Source organism: Coleofasciculus sp. B1-GNL1-01, from assembly GCF_040220235.1.
Taxonomy (GTDB): domain Bacteria; phylum Cyanobacteriota; class Cyanobacteriia; order Cyanobacteriales; family Coleofasciculaceae; genus Coleofasciculus.
This window is the reverse complement of the sequence record NZ_JAVJTO010000026.1, coordinates 1-23,482: the sequence shown is the minus strand read 5'-3', so window position 1 is coordinate 23,482 and position 23,482 is coordinate 1. Positions and strand designations below refer to the sequence as shown.

Here is a 23,482-nt window from a genome sequence, read left to right as displayed (position 1 = left end):
TGATTGGTCATTTGTGATTCGTCATTGGTCATACCAAATTTTTTAGCTTGGAACCATCTGCCTTGTGTCCTAGAGTCTTGTCCCTACCCAAACGGGTGTAGTTAACCGGGATTGAGTATAATGCCTGTTTGTACATCATTTTGGGAAACGGGGAACAGGAACAAGGAATTGAGACAATACTGCAAGGGATAGGGGAGCAGGGGAAGCAGGGGTGCATGTAGAGGCGTTCCGGTGGAACGTCTGGGAGAAAAAATTAAATTAGAGCTTATGCGAGCAGTATTGGGAGACTAACAACAGCCCTAGTCGAAGCTGTAAGTAAACCTCAATGTCCGGCTATGTGGGAATTGTATTAATTTTATATATAGCTGTCGCCATAAAGGTTAGGACAGATTAAATGGCTGAAACGATTACGTACCAGTAAGAAACCTTTTGCCTTCTGCCCTGGAACCTTCTATCTTCTGCTATGGCAGGTGCATCGGTGGGTTCATCAAGGACTCAGAGGAATCCTAATCGCTAAAAAGGACGGGAGCGACTAACTTTAATTAAGGACTAGATTATTTTTTATGCCACGAGTACCAGTAATCCGTCTAAATAATAAACCACGGATACCAAACCGGGCTTCAAGAGCCAGAGTTTGGCTCAAGGGACTCCCGCCAATACATTGAAACAAGCCCTGTGAGTTAAGGACAAAAAACTGAGGACTATGGTCACGCTGACCCTTCTACATCCGCAGGCATCCACTCCATTACAACAGTGGAAATTCCACAACCAGTCTACAATTCGTATTGGTCGATCGCCAGATAATGATGTGATTCTAAACAATCCGTTAGTATCTCGGCATCACCTAGAATTGAGAGTCACCGTCGTCCAATCTGGACATAAGTGGCAGTTGGTTAATCAGGGAACCAACGGCACGTTTCTCAATGGAGTGCTGGTATCACGAGAGACACTCCCGAATCAGGGCTTGATTCGGCTGGCTCGAGAAGGACCGATGCTCAAATTTGAACTGAACCCGGTTTCTCAGCCCAATTCTGGCTTAGTCTCGCCAACGCCTAAATCTAAACCGTCTTGCACTCACCTGGGCAATCCTCCCGGTAATTTATTTTGTATTCACTGTGGTCAACCTTTAGTCCCTGTACAACGAGTTATCCGCCACTATCAAGTGTTACGAACCCTGGGACAGGGAGGAATGGGGACAACCTATCTCGCCTGGGATAATACAGGCAAAATCGAGGGACGCCCGACGTTACTCGTCCTCAAAGAAATGAATGCGGATGTGGCACAAATTGCTAAAGCCCAAGAACTGTTTGAGCGAGAGGCGCGTGCCTTACAAGCCCTGCATCATCCCGGAATTCCTCAGTATTACGACTTTTTTGTCGAAGGGGGTAAAAAATATTTGGCAATGGCGCTTATCCACGGACAAGATTTGGAGCAACGGATTTTAATGGCTGGACCCGTTACCCCAAATCAAGCCATTGAGTGGATGATTCAAACTTGTGATGTTCTTGATTACATCCATTCCAGCGATCCGCCCTTAATTCACCGGGATATTAAACCCGCGAATCTGATGGTACGTCATCGAGACAATAGCATTGTTGTCCTTGACTTTGGCGCAGTGAAGGAGATCGGGACAATGCCAGGAACTCGAATTGGTGCTGAAGGATATAGCGCCCCCGAACAAGATCGAGGGACTCCAGTCACTCAATCCGATCTCTATGCCATTGGTCCGACCCTGATTTTTCTGTTAACTGGGATGACTCCCCTTAAATTTTATCGCCGCCGTAGTTTAGGCTATGGATTTGACTTATCCAAAGCCCCCACGATTACTCCCGCGTTACGGGAAGTAATCGACCGGGTATGCCAACTCAAAGTGTGCGATCGCTACCAAACGGCGAAAGAGCTTGCCAACGCCTTAGACGCTTGTCGCTAGAGCTTTGGCTGGCGCGATCGCCGATCGTCGTTAACTGTAAGAGGTCAGGACATCTTATTCTTCATCCCAAGCTTCCACGGCGAGTAAATCACCAATTGGATCTTGCATGGTGAAGCCAAATTCGATGAGTTCCTTTTTCCAGAACGACCAGTCGTCGCCATATAACAGGGCGATTTTCCATATACTGTCGCTGGGTTTGATTATCTTGGAGTCCACGAGTGAACGCACCTGACGCTGCATCTTCACCATGGGGTGAGTAACTTGCTGAGTCATACTCTCAATTTTCTCGAAATAACTTTTGCAAATGCTTGGATCAAAAAAACGCTTCCTGTTATTTATTTTTGCCGGTTCGTAGAGTTGGCTCTCGGCAAGGAAGCATTACCATACCCTTATAACCCATCCGAGGACCTTTACGCAACCCTTTTTAGAAAAATGTACGGAAATCACTACCATTGCCCCTGGAATGGCTGCCGTTAAGGGAAGCTGGGGAAGCTGAGGAAGCTGGGGGAGCTGGGGGAGCTGGGGAAGCGGGGGAAGCAATGTAGAGACGTGCCACGGCACGTCTGGGAGCGGGGGAAGCTCAACATCCTCAAAAATCGCCCCCATGTTAGGACGACTAAAAAATCGCGGAAAGCTTCACGGTGAGGCAGTGCAAGATTTTTTGGTTGGGGGAACTTCAGATTAAGTTATGTTAACAAGCCTCGAACCCTTACAAATGACATAAGACAAATGACGAATGACGATCCCCACCGTTAACTTTAATTGTCCCCACCTACTTAGTTCACACCTTCTGTTCAACCGCTGTCTTCACAGCCGACTGTAACAACAGACCATATTCAATCCCCTCAACCACCGCTTGATAAGACGCTTCTAGGATATTGGCAGAAACACCCACTGTCGTCCAGCGCTGCTTGCCATTACTCGATTCCACCAGCACACGAGTTTTTGCTGATGTGCCAGCCGCACCATCCAAAATCCGCACTTTATAGTCGGTCAGGTAAAAGGTTCCTATCTCTGGATAAAATCGCACCAGGGCTTTCCGTAACGCGGCATCCAGTGCTGATACGGGTCCATTGCCTTCCGCCACTTCTAAAATATCCTCACCATTAACCGTAACCTTAATTGTCGCCATCGCATTACTGTAAGGCGTGCCAATACCTTGAAGCATGTCACTGTGAACCTGAAACCCTTTCAGTTCAAAGTGCTGCTGTTTCTGCCCGAGGGCGTCTCGCATTAGTAAATCAAAACTGGCTTCGGCGGCTTCAAATTGATAGCCCTCATTTTCCAACTCTTTCAGGCGTCCCAAGATTTGGCGACAGGCGGCGTCTTGTTTGTGCAGTTCATGTCCAAAACTCTTGGCTTTTGCCAGAACATTACTGAGTCCAGATTGGTCAGAAATCACAATCCTTCGCTGATTACCCACCTGTTGGGGCGGAATATGTTCGTAGGTGAGTGGATTTCGTTCAACGGCGGAAACGTGAATCCCGCCTTTATGGGCAAATGCTGACCGACCGACAAATGCAGCATGGTCATCAGGCGCTAAATTAACGATTTCACTAATGGAACGACTGACTTGAGTCAATGTAGCTAATTGTTCCTCTTGCATACAGTGATACCCTAGCTTGATCTGTAAGTTAGGAATCAAGGAACACAGATTCGCATTACCACAGCGTTCACCATAGCCGTTCATCGTTCCCTGAACCATACAGACGCCTTCCACCACACTCATCAACGCATTCGCCACGGCGGTATCGGAGTCATTGTGGGTGTGAATACCCAATCGAGGCGAATGTAGAGACGCGCCATGGCGCGTCTCTAAGGGTTCTGTTTCTGTTGTTGGTGATAACGTCGGTTCAAAACCCGCCCTTCCTTGGTTTTCAGGGTTGAGTTCTAAACGTTCAATCACATCTCGGACAATTTGACCAATTTCATGGGGTAGAGTTCCGCCATTGGTGTCGCAAAAGACTAACCATTCAGCCCCTGCATCCATGGCAGTTTTCAGGGTTTTCAGGGCGTAATCTGGGTTATTTTTGTACCCATCAAACCAATGTTCGGCATCATAAATCACTCGCCGCCCTTGACTGCGAAGGTATTCTATAGTGTCGCGAATCATTGCCAGGTTTTCGTCAAGGGTAGTACCTAACCCTTCAGTGACATGGAGATCCCAAGACTTACCAAAGATAGTCACCCAATGTGTCCCTGCTGCCAAAATTGCTTGTAGCATCGGATCATCAGCCGCCGTTTTATGAGGGCGTCGCGTTGAGCAAAAGGCGACAATTTCTGCTTGGGTTAAGGGTTCTTCTTTGAGTCGCCAGAAAAATTGCACGTCTTTGGGATTAGCACCGGGCCAACCGCCTTCGATGAAGGGAATCCCTAATTGGTCGAGTTGGCGGGCGATGCGGAGTTTGTCTTCGATGGACAAGGAGAGTCCTTCACGCTGGGAACCGTCCCGCAGTGTTGTGTCGTAAATCCAGATGGGATTGGGTGCTTGTGAAGTCATAAGTAAAGATAGTTGTGTAAATTGTCAAGAAATGTAAACTAGAAAGAGAAAGGGTGTAGTCACTACGATAGATAAATCCTCAATGCCTAAAGTAACAGCTCAAGGGAAAACGTTTTCATGTGACCCAGGCAGTAATTTACGCAAAGTTTTACTGGAGCATGGTGTACCGCTTTACAACGGCAATGCCAAAATTATCAACTGTATGGGGATTGGTAGTTGTGGCACTTGTGCGGTTGAGGTGGAAGGGGAGGTTTCAGAGGCGAACTGGAAGGATAAGGCGAGACGTTCTCTCCCGCCCCATTCTCCCACCGCTAATCGTCGCTTAGCTTGTCAAACTAAGGTTTTGGGTGATGTGCGGGTGACGAAATATGACGGCTTTTGGGGACAAGGGGAGGATGTTGTTTGGACACCGGAAGAGAGATGAGGGAGCTGGGAGAGCTGGGGGAGCTGGGGAAGCTGGGGAAGAAAAAATTAACTTAGAACTTATCCGAGCAGTATTGGGAGAGATGGGATGTACTACATAGAGTAAAAAAAAGCTGTAGGGGCGCAAGGCTTGCGCCCTCACCCCTTTACTGGTGAATTTTGGAAAGAAAGACAAATTTAAACTGATGTCCTCAAATATGTAAACCTTATCAAAATCAGAACAATAAGTTTAGCTTAGCCCTTCTACGTTTTGCATCTTGCCCTTAATTCAGATCATTTTTTTAAGTCTATATCGTTAGATGTAAAGAATTTGGTTTTCCATTTCATCTGCTGTGGTGGAATCCAGGATTATGAGCAACCTCTGCACAATTTCCGAGTATGGTTTCCTGACAGCAATGATAATTCCAGAATGCCACTTCCCTGTATTAAAGTATATCCGTGCAAGATCTTCAAAATCAGTACGATTATGCGTTAAAATAGTATACCGTTGACTTGTCGCGTATTCTAACTGTTCAGCATCTGTTGCACCGAGTTGTCCTGCTTGTTGCGCTGTTGTTGCCTGGAAACCCCGAGATTGCAAAAGACTTGCGACCAGTACGTCAACATCTTCGTCCAAATAAACATGAATAAAAATATCAGTCATACGTTCCGAACTCGTGGATCAATAAGTTCGTCTGGAATACGGTTGCGCTCAATGTATTCATTGATTTCTGCCTGATGATCCAGATAATAGCTGAGTGCATCAAATACCTGTGATAGACCAAGATGGGTTAACCGCTGAGGAATTTCCTCCGGCGAGACTCCGATGCGCCACATTTCCACTATTGCCCTGACTGGTGTGCGGGTGCCTTTGATAATGGGTTCGCTATTCAGTATTTCGTCATTTCTGACAATGTGACAATGATCTGTTAACCTTACCATTAATGATTACTCCGTGAAGGGTAAATCTCAGATCAATTTTAGCTTGACGATGCTTTCTGAGAGTAAATTCATGGGAATTCTTGTCGTGCGAGCATCTTGCTCGCGACCCATTCCCAATTTAAATGCATGACCGCTTAATTTACGTAAAGTCTTGCTGGAGCATAGTGTCGCACTTTAAAATGGTATAATAACAAGCTAAAAATGCTAGTTGATTTAGCTGGTGTGTGAAATTTGGAAAAAAATATTTTTATAGGCACGTTTAAGTCTATGTCATCAAACCTTAAAACTCTATCAAAATTAGAACAACAAACTCCGCCTATTCCGTCAACGTTTCGCCTCTCTCCCTTAATTCGGATCACGCTGTTGAGTCTATATGTGGCGCTAACTGTACCTCTACCCTTTTTAGCCCAAGTGTCTTCGGCTCCCGTACCACCAGCATTGCTGTGGGGAGGAATTGGTTTGGGTTTATTAGCGCTGTATGGGGCGTTGAGTGAACGAGTCATTGTGGGTGACGAGAAAATTCAGGTGACTTATCCAAAATGGGTTCCTCGTTTTTTCCGTAAGGGTTGGGAGTTACCTTGGGCGGATGTTAAAGATTTAAAAATGCGGACGACGGGACAAGGGGGATTAGTTTACTATTTTGTAAGCCAGTCATCGGAGCAGGCGTATTTACTACCTATGCGTGTGGTGGGTTTTGCTCGGTTAGTTAAGTTGGTGGAAACGTATACGGGTATCGATACCACTGATATCCGTCCATTGGCACAACCCTGGATGTATCTCATTTTGTTAGGATTGACGCTGTTGTTATTGCTTGTCGATGGTTGGACAATTTGGACGGTTTTTAGCCAAGGTTTGATGGCTTGAAATTTTTAACCAATCCGACGGTTCGAGGGGCGTGATACCCTTAAGTGCAGTAGACTTTATCGGTTTTATGGGTGTACGTCGGTTATTGGTGTAAACTTAAGCAAAAATCTGCAATACCTTGATTTTACCCCACCCTAACCCTCCCCTTATCAAGGGGAGGGAATTGGAATAGGTTTAAGTTTACACGAATCATATCGATGTCACCTAAAAATACTAATCTATCAGTTTTTTACTCTACTATAATATAAAATGAATTCAACTCAAGACTATATGCATAATTTTGCTATAAAAAAGCAAGAAGTTATGGAGTTAGTTGATGCATTAATTAACAAACAAAAAGCTATTGATGGATCATCAAAATCTCGCCAAAAGATTCTTGATGAGATTTCTAATATTTTAGTTTTTATTCAACGGATTGAAAGACTAAGTATAAAAAAGAAGCAAGTTGACCGAGGACATGAACCCAGAGTTCTAGAACTTACCAGTATCCTTGACGTTTTAATTCCAGCGATTAAATCGGTTGTGGATGACAAAGCGGGTATTTCTCTGGTCAAACAGACCCGAATTAGGCTGTTGCGATCGCTCCGCCGACACGAACCATTTTTCCTAATCCTTAGACGCTCAATTCTTAATAGTTTTGTCGATATTTACTATTTAGATTCAGTCCCGACCAAAGTTATTATCGGACTATGCTTTCCCTTTTCGTTTGCCGGGATTATTGCGCTGATTTCTTCCGTTTATTTTTTGAATTATGGAACTCAAACTTCCGAACTATCCCAAGTTAGTGAATCCTTGGAGAAAATCAGCAATGAACGTGAAGAAATAAAACAAAGCTTAGCCGATATGGAGGCACCCCAAAGAACCTTAAGTTCATTAGGTGCGGGCAGCCGTCCAACTTCCATGGAAGAAAGAATCCGTGAGATTGAATCAACCTTGACATCCCTCGAAGATCAGGTCAAGGAAGAACTTCAATTAATGCAGGAACAAAATCAACCCGATAAACAATTAACCATCACCTTGCCCTTTGGTTTGGAAACAATTTCTTTATCCCCCGAAGATTCTCAAATTATTTTCCGAGTGTTTGTGGTGGGTGCATCGGGAGCGTTGGGAAGTGTGGTCAGTATTTTAATTCGACTCAAGGAGTTTGATGTAGAGTTTCGAGAAATCCTCGATCCAGTTATTCCCTTTTTAATCGGGGCGTTTAAGCCAATTATTGGGGCATCATTTGGTGTTTTTATGTACACCCTAATTAGTTCTGGACTGATTCCCCTGGATACGAACCCAACAGAGGCTACGGGTAGAAAAGAAGAATTATTTTATTTTGCGATCGCGTTTACCGTGGGATTTAGTGAACGGTTAGCCAAAGATGTGATTGCCCGGGCGGAAACGACGGTAAAACTGGGAAACGTTAAAGAAATCCGAGAAATCAGAGAAATAGAGGAATCAGGAGAAAAATAAGTAACCATGAACTCACCCCCGATATCTGATGGTTCATTATCGCCGACGCTGGCTCAACTCCAACTCAAGCAAGTGAGTTTGGTGACAGCCGCAAAAGGCGCGATTCCAGCAACACCTATTCTCAGCGACATTTCTTTTGGCGTGGCTAGAGGCGATCGCATAACATTAATTGGTCCCTCTGGTGCGGGCAAAAGTTCACTGCTGCGGCTATTGAACCGATTGAGTGATCCCACCAGCGGTATGATTTATCTGGATAATCAAGATATTCAAACCATTCCCGTACTACAGTTACGACGGCAAATTATGCTGGTTTCCCAAGAACCAAAACTATTGGGAATGACGGTACGGGAGGCGCTGGCTTATCCGTTGGTGTTACAGCAGCTCGGAAAATCCGCGATTGCGCGGAGCGCAGTACCAGAGGGAATCGCACAACGGATTGAAACCTATCGGGAACGGCTGCACATCCCCAATGATTGGCTGGAACGCACAGAATTACAACTTTCCGTCGGACAACGACAACTGGTTGCGATCGCACGGGCTTTAGTTTGTCAACCTAAAATTATCCTATTGGATGAACCGACATCCGCCCTTGATGTGGGGACAGCTTCTCATGTTTTGGGTGTCTTGGCTGACATGGCAAAGCAGGAGCAGATTACGGTTTTAATGGTGAATCATCAGTTAGACATGGCTCAACTCTTCTGTAATCGAGTATTGTATCTCCAGACAGGTCAACTCATGCAAGATACATCAGCGACTAATTTGGACTGGAACCTGTTACGAGATTCCTTAGTCAAAGCCGAAGCGCAAGCAGCACAAGAGTGGGGAGTGGAAGAGTTTTAAGCCAACCTTCGAGGGAACCTGGTTTGTAGGGGCGGGTTTAGGGACTTTCTTATCGCGATTGATGGTAACGTTTGTACAAAACCCGCCCTTACTCAATTTTGACTCCCTTATCCCCCTGTACCCCTACACCAAAAACACTATTGTCGCCCAGCGGTACTCGCAGCTACGGGTGCAACATCTGGTCGAGACGTTGGATAATTATGATCTGCTTCTCCTCCAGTTGATTGGCTGCGTTCGAGCATTTCTGGATTAAACCGATAACCCACATTCCGCACCGTTTGAATTAAACTGGGTTGTCGGGGATCAGTTTCAATTTTTTTGCGTAGTGAGAGGACATGGGTATCAATAGTACGGGGATTATCAATAGCATCGGGCCACGCCCGACGTAGTAACTCTGAACGACTTAAGGGTAATCCTTCTGCTTGAGTAAGAACGTAGAGTAAACTAAATTCCTGAGGCGTTAAATCAACAAACTCCCCTTTGTAACACACCCGGCGCTGAACTAAATCAATTTTGAGATCACCATATTCCAGCGTCATTGGTACAGCCGTCATCCGGATACGTCGAATCAGTGCCTCGACTCTTGCCAGAAATTCCTGCATTCCAAAGGGTTTGGTTAGATAATCATCGGCACCAGCTTTTAACCCTTGGACGATATCAACTTCATGATTACGGGCAGACAGCATTAAAATTAACGAATGTCGCTGCTGGTGAATCCAGCGACAAAACTCTACCCCGTCACCATCGGGTAAGTCAGAGTCGAGAATGACGAGAGTAGGTTGGCGATTGTAGAATGTCTCTCTAGCTTGATAGAGGGAGGCAGATTGATAAACCCAATAGCCCGCTTGCTGCAAGTGCCAACCTAGCAGCGATCGCAAATGGGGATTCCCCTCGATAATCTGAATACAAACCGATGCTCCCACGGCATTTTGTTTCCTTTTTCGGCATTGTTACTCAGGTTAACAAAGCTAATGTCAAGATTTTGTAACAACTGTTACTGTGATAGCTGAGGGGGCGGGGTGTCGGAAAAATTTGCTTTCAACTCAGTTGACACCAATGCTTACTCGCTGCTTCAGGTGTGACATTTTGTGGTACGCTAAGTTTCCAAGCATCCATTTGAGACAATCTATTACTATCGTCCTCTGCGTTACCTCTGTTATTATGTCTATGTCAAAAAAAGCTCGTCCGACCCGGGGGCAGTTGGAACGCCGCCTCTCTCAAGGAATACAATCACTGTACCGTGAGCAACTTGGACATCAACCTGGCAAAATAACAGCCAGTATTCAAGGTGATAGAGTTACGCTGATTCTGGAAGATGCTGTAACTCAGCCGGAGCAGTTACTTGCTAACCAAGGAGAGAAAGACCTAACTGAGAAGGTGCGCTCAGATTTAGATGCTGCCATCAAGCCTCAATTGAGAGAGCGAATCCAGGAAATTTTGGGAGTAAAGGTGGTTGATTTGCTTAGTGATACCACTCTAGAAACTAAAAGGGAGGGAATCATCGCTGTACTAGCTGAGACGCCTCAATTTCGCTGTTCGGGTTCAGCCGCACAACAGCCAACTCATCAAGCTTCTTAAGACGTTAGTGATTGTCATTTGTCTGTCATTTTTTCAATAAAACCTCTATGGCTTACGATTATTAGAACCTAGATTGTTAATTCTAAAAATGTACGTTGACAACAATTAATATAAATAAATGCCAAATAATGGCAAATTATTTAGAGAAAGCCTTAAAATAATCCTTATTGAGATAAATTATGAAATTCAAGCTAGGCTGTCAATTAAACTATAGTGTTGCGGCAAGTAGCACTTTTATTTTTAATCTCAGCGTTGTTGAGAAAAAACATCAAAAAATTCTGCAAGAAAGCTTGCGAATTGAACCATCCCTGGATTATGAGGAGTATGTTTCTCCTCGGATGGAAAACCGATATCTACGAGTCCATTTACCCCAAGGTGACTTACAGGTGTCCTATCAAGCAACTGTGGATTTATATTATCGGGATGAAGACCCCAGTTCGATTCCAGAAAATCCTCCGCATAAGTTACCGTTAGAAACGTTACATTACCTCTACCCATCGCGTTACTGTGAGTCAGATCGGCTGATGCGTCTGGCACAGAATGAGTTTGGTAATTTGATTCCTGACTATTCCAGAGTTACGGCAATCTGTAACTGGATTTACGATAATGTCACCTATTTATCGGGTAGCACGAATCAACATACCTCGGCTTATGATACCGCGACAGAACGAGCAGGGGTTTGTCGAGATTTTGCCCATTTGGGAATTGCTTTTTGTCGGGCGTTGAATATTCCAGCTCGATTTGTGACGGGATATGCTTATAATTTAGAACCGCAAGATTTTCATGCCTATTTTGAGGCGTATTTAGGCGATCGCTGGTATTTGTTTGACGCCAGCCGACTCGCCCCCTGTAATGGGTTAATTCGCATTGGTATTGGGCGCGATGCGGCTGATGTCGCGTTTGCCACTATTTTTGGTGATGTTCAGATGAACTATAAGGATGTGTTTGTCGAAGCGGTTCCGGATCAGGATGGAAAAACGCCTGAACTCCCCGACTATACCAATCGTGCGATCGCGTTAATATAACAGCAGGCTTCAAGGCAGGAAGGAGGTTATTTATCTAGTTTCTAACGTAGGTGAGGTACAGATGTTTCCCCAGCGCGTCTTTATTCATTCAAATAAGATTCTTTTTTATGTCAGAAAGTTTTACCATGACCGTTAAAGGATGAATTGGAGAAGGCATAAAGCCGCAACGTTCCACGTAAAAATCTTTCACATTTTCGTTAAGGGCATGAATTAGAATCGCTCTAATCCCTAGTATCTCCGATGCTTGTAGAGTACGCTTTACAGCATCTTTGATCATTCCCATACCAATTCCCTTTCCTTGATGATGAATATCAACAGCCAGTCTACCCATTACTACGACTGGGATTGGATCGGGCATATTTCTTTTGATTTTACCGGGAGCTTCAATATGAGAAACCTGACCATTAGCTAAACAGTAGTATCCTACTACTTTGTTTTCCCAACAGACTACATAAGTGCGTGATGAACCAAGGGTTTCATTGTTAAGAGCGCGTGTTTTTAACCATTGATTTAAGCTTATCTCGCCACAATCAAATGACTCTATATCATGGGTTGGTTGAATATGTTCCGGTGGGGTATACTTCATGAGGTAATTACCACAGAATAATAATTATTCCCAAGGAGATTTTACCTGAAGCAATTGATGTAACTTTTCATTTTTCTCTGGGGGCATATCAAGAGCTTGATTAAAAGCCTTCCACTGATCATCATTAAGGCGGAACAATCTCCAATCTAGCAATGCCTCTTCTGCTGCTCGATAGGCTGCGTCTAACATAAAAGCACTCCGAGTCTTGCCACAAACAGATGCCGCTGTATCTATGAGATCAAGCTGATTGGGTTCAACTCTCATATTGACGACAAGGGAGCGCTTGTCTTTATTGGTTTTATCAAGAAACGCCATAGTTACTCTCTACTTTAGAGTTTTAGGTATGTGTGTACATTGTATATACAAAAAACCACGATAGTCAACAAGTACAGCACTAAGTAGGTGGACACAATTAAAATTAACGGTTGAGATTAGGCAACAGGGAACAGGCAACAGAACAGTAAAGAATATCCTCTCCCTGCTTTGGTACTGTTATAAAATAGACAGATAAGCTGAAGTCAGTAGCGGGTTCGAGGACAGGTTCCGTAGGGATACAGCGTTGCCGTGCCTCCTGCCTATTGGATTCAACGCCATGCACGCCGACTGATTCCACTTATCCAATCCACGAGAACCGTCAGCATAATTAAACAGGCGATAGTGGTAACAATACCGGGCGCGTCAAAACTACTCAATTGTTCACTCAATAACCGCCCTAATCCACCCGCCCCCACTAATCCCACAATTACCGTTTCTCGCATACAGACTTCCCAACGGTACAGACTATACGCCAGAAAACGGGGCAATGTCATCGGTAGCACCCCATATAAAAACACCAACGCAGCGGGGGTTCCCTGAGCTTTCAAGGCTTGTAATGGAGGTTGGGGGATATTTTCTGTCACTTCTGCCATCAACCGCCCTAAAATCCCCAAATTGTGCATCCCCAACGCGATCGCACCCGGTAAAATACCCGGAAATAAGATAAACAGCGCCACTAACGCCCAAATTGGTGCAGGAATTGCCCGACACACCAATAAAATCGCCCGGGTGAGTAAAAAGGTAATCCATACCCAAATTTTCTCGCCTCGCCCTCTTCCTTGACGACTCGGATTGAGTAATCCTCCAGGTAGGAAAAAATTACGAGTTGCCGGAAACGAGAGTAAAATACCACCTATACTCGCTAAAGCGATCGCGAGAATGGACATGGAGAGGGTTTGGGTTGATAATCGGACTAATTCTGGCAATTGTTCCCAGCTGATATCCGGTGGAAAGGATACGGTTATCGCATCCGCCAATAATTTCCCAGTACGGGGTGACCAAAGTTGAGTAAAGTCAGGATGGACATACCAAAAGCAAAAGGGGATGAGTAGCGCCACTGCGATACCCGCCAGAGTAATCCACGGATCACGCTGATAGGATTTCCTTGGAGACGTAGAACCTTGATCAGCATTTAAATCCAGGCGACTGGTACAGCCTAAGCGATCGCGTAACCAAGCGCTACTCAAATCAACCATCCCATTTAAGATAAATAGGGCATAGAAAAATGTCCACAATTGCTGATAACGCAGTGACTGCAAACTTAGGAAAATCTCATATCCTAATCCCCCAGCCCCGATAATTCCCAACACCGCCGCCGAACGAATCGAACATTCAAAGCGATAAAATGTATAGGAGAGAAGATTTAAAAAGGCTTGGGGAATCAGCGTATACAGAAACGCGGTTAACGGTGCAACCCCACTATTAAGCAGCGTAATTAGCGGTTGACGAGGCGTCTCATCCAGAATTTCGGCAAAAACCTTCGCCACCACCGCCCCAAAGGGAATCGCGATCGCTAAAATGGCGACTAAGGGATCAAGTCCCCAAATATTCACAAAAAACAGTCCCCACAGCATTTCGTGAATCGCCCTGGGAACCGCCAACAATCCCCGCAAACTCAACCAAATTTGAGAAGGGTGTCTCTCGATTGAACCCGGAGAAACCGCCAACCACCACACCTCTGAGGTGAAAATTCCGCCCACAATTCCCAGCACCACACTGAGAAACGTACCACAGACGGCATAAGCTAACGTGGTAAGCGTCGCCTCTAAGGTTAATTGGAGAAACTCAAGGCTTAACTCCGGTTGTAGACTGGCTTGGAGGAATCGCCCCAATAAGGAAAATCCACCTGGATTCAAGATATCCTCTCCCCAGATACCCGCCTGGTAAAGAGAAAGTGCGATCGCGCCGATAAATACTAATCCCCAAGCTGTTTGTGGGTTGAGAATTGGGGGACGAGATAAGGGCTGAGGTGTCAAAACTGCCGTTTTTCTGTCTTTAGTATGAAGGAAATTGTAGGGGTTTATTGCCACTATGGGAAAGTATGCCCAGAGTCTCACCAACCGCTTAGGGTTGAAACCCAAGACTAAAATCCCAAGTCAGCCTTAGCTGACTGAATAAGAGTTTTAGTCGTCTTGAGACGACTTGCGCTTTTAGCCAAGAACTTGAGTTCTTGGCGAGTGTCGGGGCTTATTGACAAAGGTGCAAGTATCGGGTATCGCCCATTTCCTAGCTCCCTGTTGCCTTTAAAGACTATTAAAGACTATCTATGCCGCTATTAAAAATGAAATTACACCTCAGCAAACTGCGTCAAATCCTAGCCTTGTTTTTAATTCCAATTTGCCTGATTTTTGGTTTAGCGATCGCAGACAATAATAGCGACGCCTTAGCCACCCCTCTAACGCCTACAGCACAATTAACCCCAGCCCATCCTCAATCTGAGAAATCTGTCGATTTAGACAAAGGGAGTGAACAAGCGAAAAAGGCATCAGAAAAGGCATTTGAGGGCTTAGAGACAACCAAGGAATTGATTGGCAAAACCGAGAAAAGAAAGCAGGCGATTGAACATGGACGGAAAAAGGCAAGCCGTAAATTAGACTCGATGGCTAAAAAAGCCGAAAAAGCTAAAAAATCAGAAGAATCCTTGAACCACACCGAAAAACTAACACTTGATCGGATAACTGACGGTAAATAATCCAGTTTAAATCAGATCTGGCAATTGAGTCGGGCGCACGTCTATGCGCCCCTACGGTTTCCTGGATGATTTGTCCCGATCAGATCCCCAACTTATTCCAGAAATCGGGGATCTAATTAATTGGCGTTCACCCTACGGCGCAAACCCCACCAATTGAGGCTTGTATGTCTGAATCGCTTTCATGTACTGCGCCCGTTCAAAGCCACTTTCATCAGGACAGTTAATCTGACTCATGCTACCCTGCATCTGCTTGATAGACTCGTATTCATGTTCCTCCATCCAATGGCGCACCTCTTGCTCAATGTCTTGCAGATTGCCAATCCCATGACGCAGCAGTACACTGACGATTTCCGTCACTTTCGCACCTGCCATCATCATTTTGATCACATCCTGCCCTTTATGTACCCCACTGGTAGCAGCAAAGTCCACCGACAGACGACCATACAAAATCGCAATCCAGCGCATGGGTAAGCGCATCGCTTGCGGGGTACTCAGCAAGATATTGGGTGAAACTTCCAACTCCTCAATATCAATATCCGGCTGGTAAAATCGATTGAAAAAGACCAAACCATCCGCACCCGCCTCCGTCAACCGCTTCGCCATATTTGCCATATTGCTGAAGAAGGGACTGAGTTTAATCGCCACCGGAATACTCACCTCAGATTTCACCGCTTGCAGAATATCAAGATAATTCTGCTCAATTTCCGCCCCCGTCTGATCCATATCCGTGGGGATGCTGTAGATATTCAACTCCAGCGCATTTGCCCCCGCCTGCTCAATTTCCTTGGCGTAGTGCGTCCAGCCGCCCACCGTAGCACCATTAAGACTAGCGATGATCGGCATATTCACCGTCTCTTTTGCCTTACGGATATGCTCTAAATATTGCTCCGAACCCACATGAAAGACTTCTGCTTCCGGGAAATAGGTCAGGGCTTCGGCAAAACTTTCAGTACCATACTCTAAGTGATGGTGTAACTCCAACTTTTCTTGGCGCAGTTGTTCTTCAAATAAGGAATGCAGCACCACAGCCGCCGCGCCTGCATCCTCCATGCGCTTGATATTGTCCACATCTTCGGTCAAGGGTGCCGCTGCACCAACGACGAGGGGCGATCGCAATTCTAACCCGAGATATGTTGTTGTCAGATCCATCCGTTTAAACCTCTCAATTCTTTATGGGTAATCCTGTGGAGGGGTGTAGAGACGCGCCATGGCGCGTCTCTACTGTTATTTAGGTATTCGTCGGTTCCTTAACTTCCTCACCGGTTTGGGTTGTCTGACCATTCCCATGACCGTTGTGGGTGTCCAACTGACGGGCTGCCAGATATTGGTACATCTGCCACCGGGTTTGCACATCCTGTTGCGCTTCTTGCAGGAGACGTTTAGCATCTTCTGGCTTACTCTTGGTCAGCATCTTGAAGCGGTTTTCTTGATACATGGATTGTTCCACCGGGAATTTCGGACTCCGCATATCCAGTTGCAGGGGATTCTTCGCTTCTTTGACTAAATCGGGATTGAAGCGATACAGCAACCAGCGCCCGGACTCAACCAACGCCTTGTGATGAGACATCGATGTGGTCATATTAATCCCGTGGGCAATACAGTGCGAATACGCCAGGATTAGGGATGGACCATTATACGCCTCCGCTTCTAAGAACGCCTTCAGGGTATGTTCATCCCGCGCCCCCATTGCCACACTAGCAACGTAGACATTCCCGTAGGTCATCGCAATTAAACCGAGGTCTTTCTTCGGTGCGGGTTTACCTGCTGCGGCAAATTTCGCCACCGCCCCCCGTGGAGTAGCTTTGGACGCTTGACCCCCCGTGTTGGAATACACCTCAGTATCCAACACCAAGATATTCACATTACGACCACTGGCAATCACATGGTCTAAACCACCGTAACCAATATCATACGCCCAGCCGTCACCACCGATAATCCAGACACTCTTCTTGACTAGGTAATCGGCTAAACTTAACAACTGCTTGGCTTCAGGAGAGTTCATCCCTTGCAGTTTCTGCTTGAGTTGGGCGACTCGTTCCCGTTGTTCCCAGATATCGGCTTCGGATTTCTGGTCGGCGTTGAGAATCCCACTGACTAAGTTATCGCCAATCTCACCCGCTAACGTTTGCACTAACTCAGCGGCAAATTGGGTGTGTTTGTCAATGGATACGCGGAAGCCAATACCAAATTCGGCGTTATCTTCAAATAAGCTATTCGACCAAGCTGGTCCACGTCCTTCCGCGTTTTGCGCCCATGGTGTAGTCGGTAGGTTCCCACCGTAAATCGAGGAACAGCCTGTGGCATTTGCCACCACCATGCGATCGCCAAATAGTTGAGTCGCCAGTTTTAGATAAGGCGTTTCACCACAACCCGCACAAGCGCCGGAGAACTCAAATAGGGGTTCTTGCCATTGCTGCTGACGAATCCGGTCTAAATTTAAGGAACGGCGATCGGGATTAGGAATATCTAAGAAGAAGTCCCAATTTTCCTGTTCTTGATCCCGCAACGGTAACTGGGATTCCATGTTAATCGCCTTCAGCTTCGGCTGAGACTTATTCTTCGCCGGACAAACATCGACACAAATTCCGCAACCCGTACAGTCTTCTACCGCTACCTGAATCGTAAATTTCTGTCCCTCATACTCTTTATCACGAGTATCGATAGACTTAAAAGAAGCTGGGGCATTTTCTAACACCTGCGGGTCATAAGACTTGCCTCGGATCACCGCATGGGGGCAAACCATGACACACTTACCACACTGGACGCAGACATCGGGGTCCCAAACCGGGACTTCTAATGCCACATTGCGTTTTTCCCATTTGGTTGTACCCGTAGGGAATGTCCCATCTACAGGTAAAGCACTCACAGGCAGGTCATCGCCACCCCGCGCCATCATCTTACCTAACACATCCCGAACAAAGGCTGGGGCGGTGTCGGGAACCGGGGGACGCATATCCACAGTGCTGTCCAGGCTATCTGGCACTTGCACTTCATACAGATGCGCCAAAGCATTGTCCACCGCCTCAATATTCATGCGGACAACTTCTGCACCCTTCTTGCCGTAAGTCTTTTCGATGTACTGCTTAATTTTCGCGATCGCTTCTTCTTTGGGTAAGATATTCGCCAGTTCAAAGAAGCAGACTTGCATCACGGTGTTAATCCGTCGTCCCATCCCACTGTTAATGGACACTTGGTTGGCGTCAATAACATAGAACTTCAAGTTCTTATTGACAATTTCCTCTTGCACTGGACGCGGCAGTAGACCCCAGACTTCATCGGGTCCAAAGGGACAATTCAGCAGGAAGGTTGCACCAGGGGCAGCACTACTAAGGACGTTCAATTTTTCCAGGAACACCCACTGGTGACAAGCCACAAAGTTGGCTTGGCTAATCTGGTAGGTTGAACGAATCGGTTCTGGACCAAAGCGCAGGTGAGAAACGGTAACAGCACCGGATTTCTTGGAGTCGTAAACGAAGTAACCTTGGGCGTAGTTATCGGTTTCTTCGCCAATAATCTTGATCGAGTTCTTATTCGCGCCCACAGTACCATCTGACCCTAAGCCATAGAACACACAACGCACCACGCTTTCGGGTTCCGTGGAGAAGTTGGGATCGAAGGAGAGGCTGGTATTGGTCAAGTCATCGTTGATGCCAATGGTAAAGTGGTTCTTAGGTTGATCAGCCGCCAGGTTATCGAAAATCCCCTTCACCATCGCGGGGCTAAATTTCTTAGAGGATAAGCCATAGCGTCCACCGACAACCTTGGGTTTAGGTGTATCGGCTTCCCAGGCTTCCTGAACGGCTGTTACCACATCCAAATACAGGGGTTCACCACCTGCACCCGGTTCTTTGGTGCGGTCTAGAGCCGCGATACTCTTGGTGGTCGTAGGTAATGCCTTAACCAATTGTTTCATGTCAAAGGGGCGATACAGCCGCACTTTGATCATCCCCACTTTTTCACCCTGTTTGTTCAGGTAATCCACGGTTTCATGGGCGGTTTCTGTGCCAGAACCCATGAGGATAATCACTCGTTCGGCATCGGGGGCACCGTAATATTGGAACAGTTCATACTTGCGCCCGGTGAGTTCGGCAAATTTGTCCATGGTGTTCTGGACAATTCCCGGACAGGCGTTGTAGTAGGGGTTAACGGTTTCCCGCGCTTGGAAATAGACATCCGGGTTTTGGGCGGTTCCTCGCAGAACGGGGCGATCTGGGGTGAGACCCCGCGCCCGGTGTTCCATTACCCGTTCATCATTGATCATTTCCCGCAGATCTTCTTCTGCCAGGAGTTCAATTTTCTGAACTTCGTGGGAGGTGCGGAAGCCATCAAAGAAATGGATAAAGGGAACGCGGGATTCGAGGCTAGCGGCGTGGGCAATCAATGCTAGGTCATGTGCCTCTTGGACTGATCCCGACGCCAACAGACCAAAGCCGGTAGCACGACACGCCATCACATCTTGGTGATCCCCAAAAATGGACAAGGCTTGGGCGGCTAGCGATCGCGCGGCGACATGGATCACGGCTGAGGTCATTTCCCCAGCGATTTTGTAGAGGTTGGGTAGCATTAACAGCAAGCCCTGAGAGGCTGTGAATGTGCTGGTCAATGACCCTGCCTGCAATGCACCATGAACCGTACCTGCCGCGCCAGCTTCACTCTGCATTTCAATGATTGAGGGAACAGTACCCCAGAGGTTCTTGCGACCTTCTGAAGACCAGGCATCTGCCCATTCTCCCATGGGTGAAGCGGGGGTGATCGGATAAATGGCAATCACTTCATTGAGTGGGTAGGCAACGCGAGCTACCGCTTCGTTTCCGTCTAGAGTTGCAATCGTTCGTTTCGTCATAGTTACAAACCTTTATGGGTTGCTAGGTAATCTTTTTTGTTTGGGGCGCTAAACTTCAACTTAATTCCTTATCTATTGCAAATCCCCTATTAATTTCGTCTCTTCCACTACAAAACGTCAATTCTATTGGTAATCGAATTAGCATAAATGTTCCAATTGAGTCCTTCTTTGAACAACGTCAATGTTGTTTTTTCTAGATAGCATAAATCGACATTAAACCCCCAAGCTATATGGCTGACGGTCGTTTCCGGAATTGGTTAACGGTCTTTTAACCTTCCCGCCTTCTTCCGGATACTCTTCTATTATCTAACAAAAATTTAGCAATTTAGGTAGTCTAACTTTTTTTTAATTTATTTAAGACTTTTGCAACTCCCTACCTTAAAATAATCTAAAGAATAAGCTGTATTCGTTTTTACAAGCTGGGATATTTTAACTTAATTAAGTATTAGTACAAAATGATGAAGAAATATTGCATTTCGTAAATATTTCTCAGCTTCTCAGCCATTGAGGGAGATGGGCAAAAAAAAGAGAGTTCCCTAGATCAACCCGTTCATCTGATTGGTCGCAGTACGGCATGGTTGCTAGACTAGCACTATACTCGTCACTATCGGCAACGAGTGCGATCGCTAACCCTGTTGGGTGTCGGTGTGTCCGCCGTCGCCAATTCAGTCATCGCTGGGATTGGGCTAAGTTTAAACTATACTCTATATCTTGACCACACATTCCAGAATTAATTGTGAGCCTAGTTCTTCAAGTTCTAACTATCAACGATGAGTTGAAAGACTTTGAGCTGCTGTTTCAACTTTGGCAGCAAGTCAACCAGACAGACTTGGAAGTAGTCTTCGATTTCTCTGGATGCAGCTTTCTACGACAAAATGCTGTAGCTTTTATAGGTGGGTTAGCCCGCTTAATTGAATCCCAGGGGCGTAAGGTTAGCTTCAAGTAGGATACACTTTACAATCCAATCCGGATAAATCTTCAACAAAATGGTTTCATGCACATCTTTGGGGAGGGTGTAGAGCCTTGGGAAGGAAACTCCATCCCATATAGAGAAGACCGATATCTAGACAACAGCGGTTTAGTAGACTACCTATCTGAACAATGGTTAGGTCGTGGCTGGGTTCATATCGATCAGTTATTGAAAAACCATATTGTTTCAACCGTCTGGGAAATCTATGCAAATGCCTTCGAGCATGGACAAACAAATATTGGGGTTTTTAGTTGCGGACAGCACTACCCCACTCTGGGAGAACTGAAACTTACCGTAGTCGATTTTGGGGTTGGTATTCCTCGCAACGTTCGCGATTTCTTGAACCAGACTGATTTATCAGCAGATGAGACTATCAAATGGGCATTTAGGCGAGGGACAACCACCAAACATGGTATAGCAAGGGGCATAGGACTTGACTATTTAAAACAATTTGTCAGGGTGAATGAGGGAAAACTAGAGATTTTCAGTCATAATGGATATGTCATAATTGATAAAACACAAGAAACGTATCAGAGTAGTCAAAGTTTCTTTGAGGGAACACTGGTCAATATCACACTTAAATCTGATGAGTCTTATTACTCACTAGACTCGCTGAACTCTGAACCCAGTGAGGAGCCGCTGTTCTAAAGGGAGGTCAGAATGATGAAAAAATACAATATCTACGACCTGGTGGGCAAATACTGCATGACTCTTGAAGATGGTCAAAAGGTTTACAAACTCATTCACCCGGAACTGAAAGCAGAGCGTCCTGTCGAGGTAGACTTTGCTGGAGTGAATATTTTTGCGTCTCCTTTTTTTAACTTTGCCATTGGTCAATTGCTAGGAGACATAAAACCAGAAACCCTCAACCGTTTGCTTAAAGTGTCTAACCTCAACCCAGTTGGCAAACAGGTACTCAAAGCGGTGATTGAGAACTCGAAGCGGTATTACTCAGATGAGTATACTCGCAAAGCAGTAGATAAAGTCGTTAGCGAACAAGCAAATAGTCTTTGATGGTAATCAACTACACAGTTCAGGCTGAGGTTTTTGATATTCACTCTGATATCCCAAAACAGGATGACATTTTTCTTGTTGACACTAATGTCTGGTACTGGCTCACCTATACCCAAGCTAGTACCTCAGCACTATCTTATCAGACTAATGTGTATCCGTCCTATTTAATGAAAGCTATTTCTGTTCAAGCTTCACTCCGATACTGTGGTCTTTCCCTAGCAGAGTTAGCACACAATATTGAGACAACAGAACGAAAAATTTTTTCCGCCACAATAAAAGCCAAAGACTATCGCCACAACCATCCATCGCAAAGAGCTAATGTTGTAGCTGAAGTTCAAACCGCTTGGAGTCTGGTTACATCTATGGCTTCATGTATTGATATTACAGTGGATGATGTTAGCATTAACAAATCTCTAGTCAGACTCCAGACTCAACCCCTTGATGGTTACGATCTGCTCATACTCGAAGCAATAGATCAAGCAGGAATCGTGAACGTGATTACGGATGATGGTGACTATGTAACTGTTCCGGGAATCCAAGTTTTTACAGCAAACCGTAACGCGATCGCGGCTGCCGCGAATCAGGGTAAACTTTTGACGAGGTAGAAATGTGCTTTTGCTTTTTATTCAAACATTACAAGTTAGATTTTGCCGATTTGATGGGTGCAAGCCTATGCGCCCCTACAGTTTCCTCACGCCGGGGTGAGGAGTTGCAAATTATTAAGTATTTTTACTCAATATGCTTATCTATAAAAAGTAGTACTTTCCGGAGTGGATAGATAAGTCAAAAGAATGATTTCTGACATAAAAATAAGTCATAGTGCTAAACTATTAACACAAGGTTAAGTCCTGACGAGCGGGTAACCAAAAGTTCGTCATGCTATGCCTTATTTATTTGGCAAATCATCTACGTTCAAGTCCGTGAATATTCCAATTTCTCAATCCACTCTTGCTATTACTCATATCCATATTTTTACAGCGTATCGGGGTTACCTACTCACTGTTTTCTTTTCCAAGCTTCACTGTTGGCAGTTCCGGGTAACTACAGGGTAAGCTCATCTAATTTGGTATAAATTGTACTTGACAAAAGTCAGACTCATTATGGAGTAAGAGAAGGGTTTGCGATCGCGCCCCTAACGGGGTAAGCCAAAACTGTTATCGAGCGGTCATTATGAAAGAAGACGAAGGGGTTTGCGATCGCGCCCCTAACGGGGTAAGCCAAAACTGTTATCGAGCGGTCATTATGGAGGAAGACGAAGGGGTTTGCGATCGCACCCCTAACGGGGTAAGCCAAAACTGTTATCGAGCGGTCATTATGGAGGAAGACGAAGGGGTTTGCGAGTACGCCCTTGATGGAGGTAAGTCAAACTATAATCTATAAACTATAGCAATCCTATTTAGGTTGTGGCAAAATTCCATACTGAAAAATTTTCGGAAAATCGAATATTTGACCATCAGCAAAAAATTCAAATAGCCACTTAACTATTTTAAAAGAGCTGCAAAGATGATAAAATTGTCTAATGA

24 protein-coding genes and 1 pseudogene are annotated in these 23,482 nt (G+C 45.5%); 13 read left to right on the top strand and 12 right to left on the bottom strand.

What is annotated here, in order from left to right:
* The first annotated feature begins 703 nt into the window (after nt 1-703).
* Nucleotides 704-1,930, top strand: coding sequence for a protein kinase domain-containing protein (locus RID53_RS05915; protein ID WP_446387235.1), 1,227 nt, complete (start codon nt 704-706; stop codon nt 1,928-1,930).
* A 54-nt stretch (nt 1,931-1,984) separates the two neighbouring features.
* On the opposite strand, the gene RID53_RS05910 is transcribed toward RID53_RS05915, so the two are convergent.
* Together RID53_RS05910 and cimA are read right to left on the bottom strand one after the other, a co-directional pair.
* Nucleotides 1,985-2,203: a DUF4327 family protein gene (locus RID53_RS05910; RefSeq protein ID WP_006100780.1), complete on the bottom strand. Its 219-nt coding sequence runs from the start codon at nt 2,201-2,203 to the stop codon at nt 1,985-1,987.
* Nucleotides 2,204-2,711: 508 nt separating this feature from the next.
* Nucleotides 2,712-4,430: a citramalate synthase gene (cimA, locus tag RID53_RS05905; RefSeq protein ID WP_446387234.1), complete on the bottom strand. Its 1,719-nt coding sequence runs from the start codon at nt 4,428-4,430 to the stop codon at nt 2,712-2,714.
* 82 nt (nt 4,431-4,512) lie between these two features.
* Here cimA and RID53_RS05900 point away from each other — a divergent pair, with 82 nt between their 5' ends.
* Nucleotides 4,513-4,854, top strand: a complete 342-nt coding sequence (locus RID53_RS05900) for a 2Fe-2S iron-sulfur cluster-binding protein (protein ID WP_446387233.1) — start codon at nt 4,513-4,515, stop codon at nt 4,852-4,854.
* A gap of 294 nt (nt 4,855-5,148) precedes the next feature.
* Here the strand turns inward: RID53_RS05900 and RID53_RS05895 are convergent, their stop codons facing one another.
* Nucleotides 5,149-5,496, bottom strand: coding sequence for a DUF5615 family PIN-like protein (locus tag RID53_RS05895; RefSeq protein WP_446387232.1), 348 nt, complete (start codon nt 5,494-5,496; stop codon nt 5,149-5,151).
* Nucleotides 5,493-5,774 (bottom strand): DUF433 domain-containing protein, encoded by a 282-nt coding sequence (locus RID53_RS05890; protein WP_446343540.1) that lies wholly within the window; start codon nt 5,772-5,774, stop codon nt 5,493-5,495. Before RID53_RS05890 ends, RID53_RS05895 begins: the two co-directional genes overlap by 4 nt.
* Before the next feature lie 267 nt (nt 5,775-6,041).
* Here RID53_RS05890 and RID53_RS05885 point away from each other — a divergent pair, with 267 nt between their 5' ends.
* The 3 genes from RID53_RS05885 (at nt 6,042) to RID53_RS05875 (ending at nt 8,936) form a co-directional block, all read left to right on the top strand.
* Nucleotides 6,042-6,638 carry a hypothetical protein gene (locus tag RID53_RS05885; RefSeq protein WP_446387231.1) on the top strand — a complete coding sequence of 199 codons (597 nt, stop codon included), beginning with the start codon at nt 6,042-6,044 and terminating at the stop codon, nt 6,636-6,638.
* 249 nt (nt 6,639-6,887) lie between these two features.
* On the top strand, nt 6,888-8,096 hold the full coding sequence (locus tag RID53_RS05880; RefSeq protein ID WP_446387230.1) for a hypothetical protein: 1,209 nt from the start codon (nt 6,888-6,890) through the stop codon (nt 8,094-8,096).
* 6 nt (nt 8,097-8,102) lie between these two features.
* The gene (locus RID53_RS05875) at nt 8,103-8,936 is read left to right on the top strand and encodes an ABC transporter ATP-binding protein (protein ID WP_446387229.1); all 834 of its coding nucleotides are present in this window, start codon (nt 8,103-8,105) and stop codon (nt 8,934-8,936) included.
* Between the two features lie 137 nt (nt 8,937-9,073).
* Here the strand turns inward: RID53_RS05875 and RID53_RS05870 are convergent, their stop codons facing one another.
* Complete coding sequence (locus RID53_RS05870; RefSeq protein ID WP_446387228.1) at nt 9,074-9,859, bottom strand: response regulator transcription factor; 786 nt, start codon at nt 9,857-9,859, stop codon at nt 9,074-9,076.
* Between the two features lie 244 nt (nt 9,860-10,103).
* Here RID53_RS05870 and RID53_RS05865 point away from each other — a divergent pair, with 244 nt between their 5' ends.
* Entirely contained in the window at nt 10,104-10,514 is a 411-nt protein-coding gene (locus RID53_RS05865; RefSeq protein ID WP_446387227.1) for a DUF2294 domain-containing protein, read from the top strand.
* 179 nt (nt 10,515-10,693) lie between these two features.
* Entirely contained in the window at nt 10,694-11,539 is an 846-nt protein-coding gene (locus tag RID53_RS05860) for a transglutaminase-like domain-containing protein (RefSeq protein ID WP_446387226.1), read from the top strand.
* 88 nt (nt 11,540-11,627) lie between these two features.
* Here the strand turns inward: RID53_RS05860 and RID53_RS05855 are convergent, their stop codons facing one another.
* From RID53_RS05855 to RID53_RS05840, 4 genes are all read right to left on the bottom strand, one after another.
* Nucleotides 11,628-12,125 (bottom strand): GNAT family N-acetyltransferase, encoded by a 498-nt coding sequence (locus RID53_RS05855; protein WP_446387225.1) that lies wholly within the window; start codon nt 12,123-12,125, stop codon nt 11,628-11,630.
* 24 nt (nt 12,126-12,149) lie between these two features.
* A complete protein-coding gene (locus RID53_RS05850; RefSeq protein ID WP_006100934.1) occupies nt 12,150-12,440 on the bottom strand; it encodes a type II toxin-antitoxin system TacA family antitoxin in 291 nt (96 codons plus the stop codon).
* Nucleotides 12,441-12,543: 103 nt separating this feature from the next.
* Nucleotides 12,544-12,738 carry a hypothetical protein gene (locus RID53_RS05845; RefSeq protein ID WP_446387224.1) on the bottom strand — a complete coding sequence of 65 codons (195 nt, stop codon included), beginning with the start codon at nt 12,736-12,738 and terminating at the stop codon, nt 12,544-12,546.
* A complete protein-coding gene (locus RID53_RS05840; protein WP_446387223.1) occupies nt 12,710-14,416 on the bottom strand; it encodes a PhnE/PtxC family ABC transporter permease in 1,707 nt (568 codons plus the stop codon). The genes RID53_RS05845 and RID53_RS05840 overlap by 29 nt, the downstream gene beginning before the upstream one ends.
* 290 nt (nt 14,417-14,706) lie before the next feature.
* Here RID53_RS05840 and RID53_RS05835 point away from each other — a divergent pair, with 290 nt between their 5' ends.
* Nucleotides 14,707-15,132: a hypothetical protein gene (locus RID53_RS05835; RefSeq protein ID WP_446387222.1), complete on the top strand. Its 426-nt coding sequence runs from the start codon at nt 14,707-14,709 to the stop codon at nt 15,130-15,132.
* A gap of 132 nt (nt 15,133-15,264) precedes the next feature.
* On the opposite strand, the gene RID53_RS05830 is transcribed toward RID53_RS05835, so the two are convergent.
* Nucleotides 15,265-16,281: a dihydroorotate dehydrogenase-like protein gene (locus tag RID53_RS05830; protein WP_446387221.1), complete on the bottom strand. Its 1,017-nt coding sequence runs from the start codon at nt 16,279-16,281 to the stop codon at nt 15,265-15,267.
* 79 nt (nt 16,282-16,360) lie between these two features.
* Nucleotides 16,361-19,975, bottom strand: a complete 3,615-nt coding sequence (gene nifJ, locus RID53_RS05825) for a pyruvate:ferredoxin (flavodoxin) oxidoreductase (protein WP_446387220.1) — start codon at nt 19,973-19,975, stop codon at nt 16,361-16,363.
* Between the two features lie 736 nt (nt 19,976-20,711).
* Between nifJ and RID53_RS05820 the strand changes: the two genes are divergently transcribed.
* From RID53_RS05820 to RID53_RS05800, 5 genes are all read left to right on the top strand, one after another.
* Nucleotides 20,712-20,921 carry a hypothetical protein gene (locus tag RID53_RS05820; RefSeq protein ID WP_446387219.1) on the top strand — a complete coding sequence of 70 codons (210 nt, stop codon included), beginning with the start codon at nt 20,712-20,714 and terminating at the stop codon, nt 20,919-20,921.
* 48 nt (nt 20,922-20,969) lie between these two features.
* Nucleotides 20,970-21,593 (top strand): ATP-binding protein, encoded by a 624-nt coding sequence (locus RID53_RS05815; RefSeq protein ID WP_446387218.1) that lies wholly within the window; start codon nt 20,970-20,972, stop codon nt 21,591-21,593.
* A gap of 12 nt (nt 21,594-21,605) precedes the next feature.
* Entirely contained in the window at nt 21,606-21,959 is a 354-nt protein-coding gene (locus RID53_RS05810; protein ID WP_446387217.1) for an STAS-like domain-containing protein, read from the top strand.
* A complete protein-coding gene (locus tag RID53_RS05805; protein WP_446387216.1) occupies nt 21,959-22,564 on the top strand; it encodes a hypothetical protein in 606 nt (201 codons plus the stop codon). Before RID53_RS05810 ends, RID53_RS05805 begins: the two co-directional genes overlap by 1 nt.
* A gap of 565 nt (nt 22,565-23,129) precedes the next feature.
* On the top strand, nt 23,130-23,339 hold the full coding sequence (locus RID53_RS05800) for a hypothetical protein (RefSeq protein WP_446387215.1): 210 nt from the start codon (nt 23,130-23,132) through the stop codon (nt 23,337-23,339).
* A gap of 12 nt (nt 23,340-23,351) precedes the next feature.
* On the opposite strand, the pseudogene RID53_RS05795 reads toward RID53_RS05800, so the two are convergent.
* A pseudogene (locus RID53_RS05795) lies at nt 23,352-23,482 on the bottom strand (IS630 family transposase); the annotation flags it as partial.

Coding starts and splice junctions, on each gene's coding strand:
- RID53_RS05915 (WP_446387235.1), top strand. CDS start 704: ATGGTCACGCTGACCCTTCTACATCCGCAGGCATCCACTCCATTACAA.
- RID53_RS05910 (WP_006100780.1), bottom strand. CDS start 2,203: ATGACTCAGCAAGTTACTCACCCCATGGTGAAGATGCAGCGTCAGGTG.
- cimA (WP_446387234.1), bottom strand. CDS start 4,430: ATGACTTCACAAGCACCCAATCCCATCTGGATTTACGACACAACACTG.
- RID53_RS05900 (WP_446387233.1), top strand. CDS start 4,513: ATGCCTAAAGTAACAGCTCAAGGGAAAACGTTTTCATGTGACCCAGGC.
- RID53_RS05895 (WP_446387232.1), bottom strand. CDS start 5,496: ATGACTGATATTTTTATTCATGTTTATTTGGACGAAGATGTTGACGTA.
- RID53_RS05890 (WP_446343540.1), bottom strand. CDS start 5,774: ATGGTAAGGTTAACAGATCATTGTCACATTGTCAGAAATGACGAAATA.
- RID53_RS05885 (WP_446387231.1), top strand. CDS start 6,042: ATGTCATCAAACCTTAAAACTCTATCAAAATTAGAACAACAAACTCCG.
- RID53_RS05880 (WP_446387230.1), top strand. CDS start 6,888: ATGAATTCAACTCAAGACTATATGCATAATTTTGCTATAAAAAAGCAA.
- RID53_RS05875 (WP_446387229.1), top strand. CDS start 8,103: ATGAACTCACCCCCGATATCTGATGGTTCATTATCGCCGACGCTGGCT.
- RID53_RS05865 (WP_446387227.1), top strand. CDS start 10,104: ATGTCAAAAAAAGCTCGTCCGACCCGGGGGCAGTTGGAACGCCGCCTC.
- RID53_RS05860 (WP_446387226.1), top strand. CDS start 10,694: ATGAAATTCAAGCTAGGCTGTCAATTAAACTATAGTGTTGCGGCAAGT.
- RID53_RS05855 (WP_446387225.1), bottom strand. CDS start 12,125: ATGAAGTATACCCCACCGGAACATATTCAACCAACCCATGATATAGAG.
- RID53_RS05850 (WP_006100934.1), bottom strand. CDS start 12,440: ATGGCGTTTCTTGATAAAACCAATAAAGACAAGCGCTCCCTTGTCGTC.
- RID53_RS05835 (WP_446387222.1), top strand. CDS start 14,707: ATGCCGCTATTAAAAATGAAATTACACCTCAGCAAACTGCGTCAAATC.
- RID53_RS05830 (WP_446387221.1), bottom strand. CDS start 16,281: ATGGATCTGACAACAACATATCTCGGGTTAGAATTGCGATCGCCCCTC.
- nifJ (WP_446387220.1), bottom strand. CDS start 19,975: ATGACGAAACGAACGATTGCAACTCTAGACGGAAACGAAGCGGTAGCT.
- RID53_RS05815 (WP_446387218.1), top strand. CDS start 20,970: ATGCACATCTTTGGGGAGGGTGTAGAGCCTTGGGAAGGAAACTCCATC.
- RID53_RS05810 (WP_446387217.1), top strand. CDS start 21,606: ATGATGAAAAAATACAATATCTACGACCTGGTGGGCAAATACTGCATG.
- RID53_RS05805 (WP_446387216.1), top strand. CDS start 21,959: ATGGTAATCAACTACACAGTTCAGGCTGAGGTTTTTGATATTCACTCT.
- RID53_RS05800 (WP_446387215.1), top strand. CDS start 23,130: ATGAAAGAAGACGAAGGGGTTTGCGATCGCGCCCCTAACGGGGTAAGC.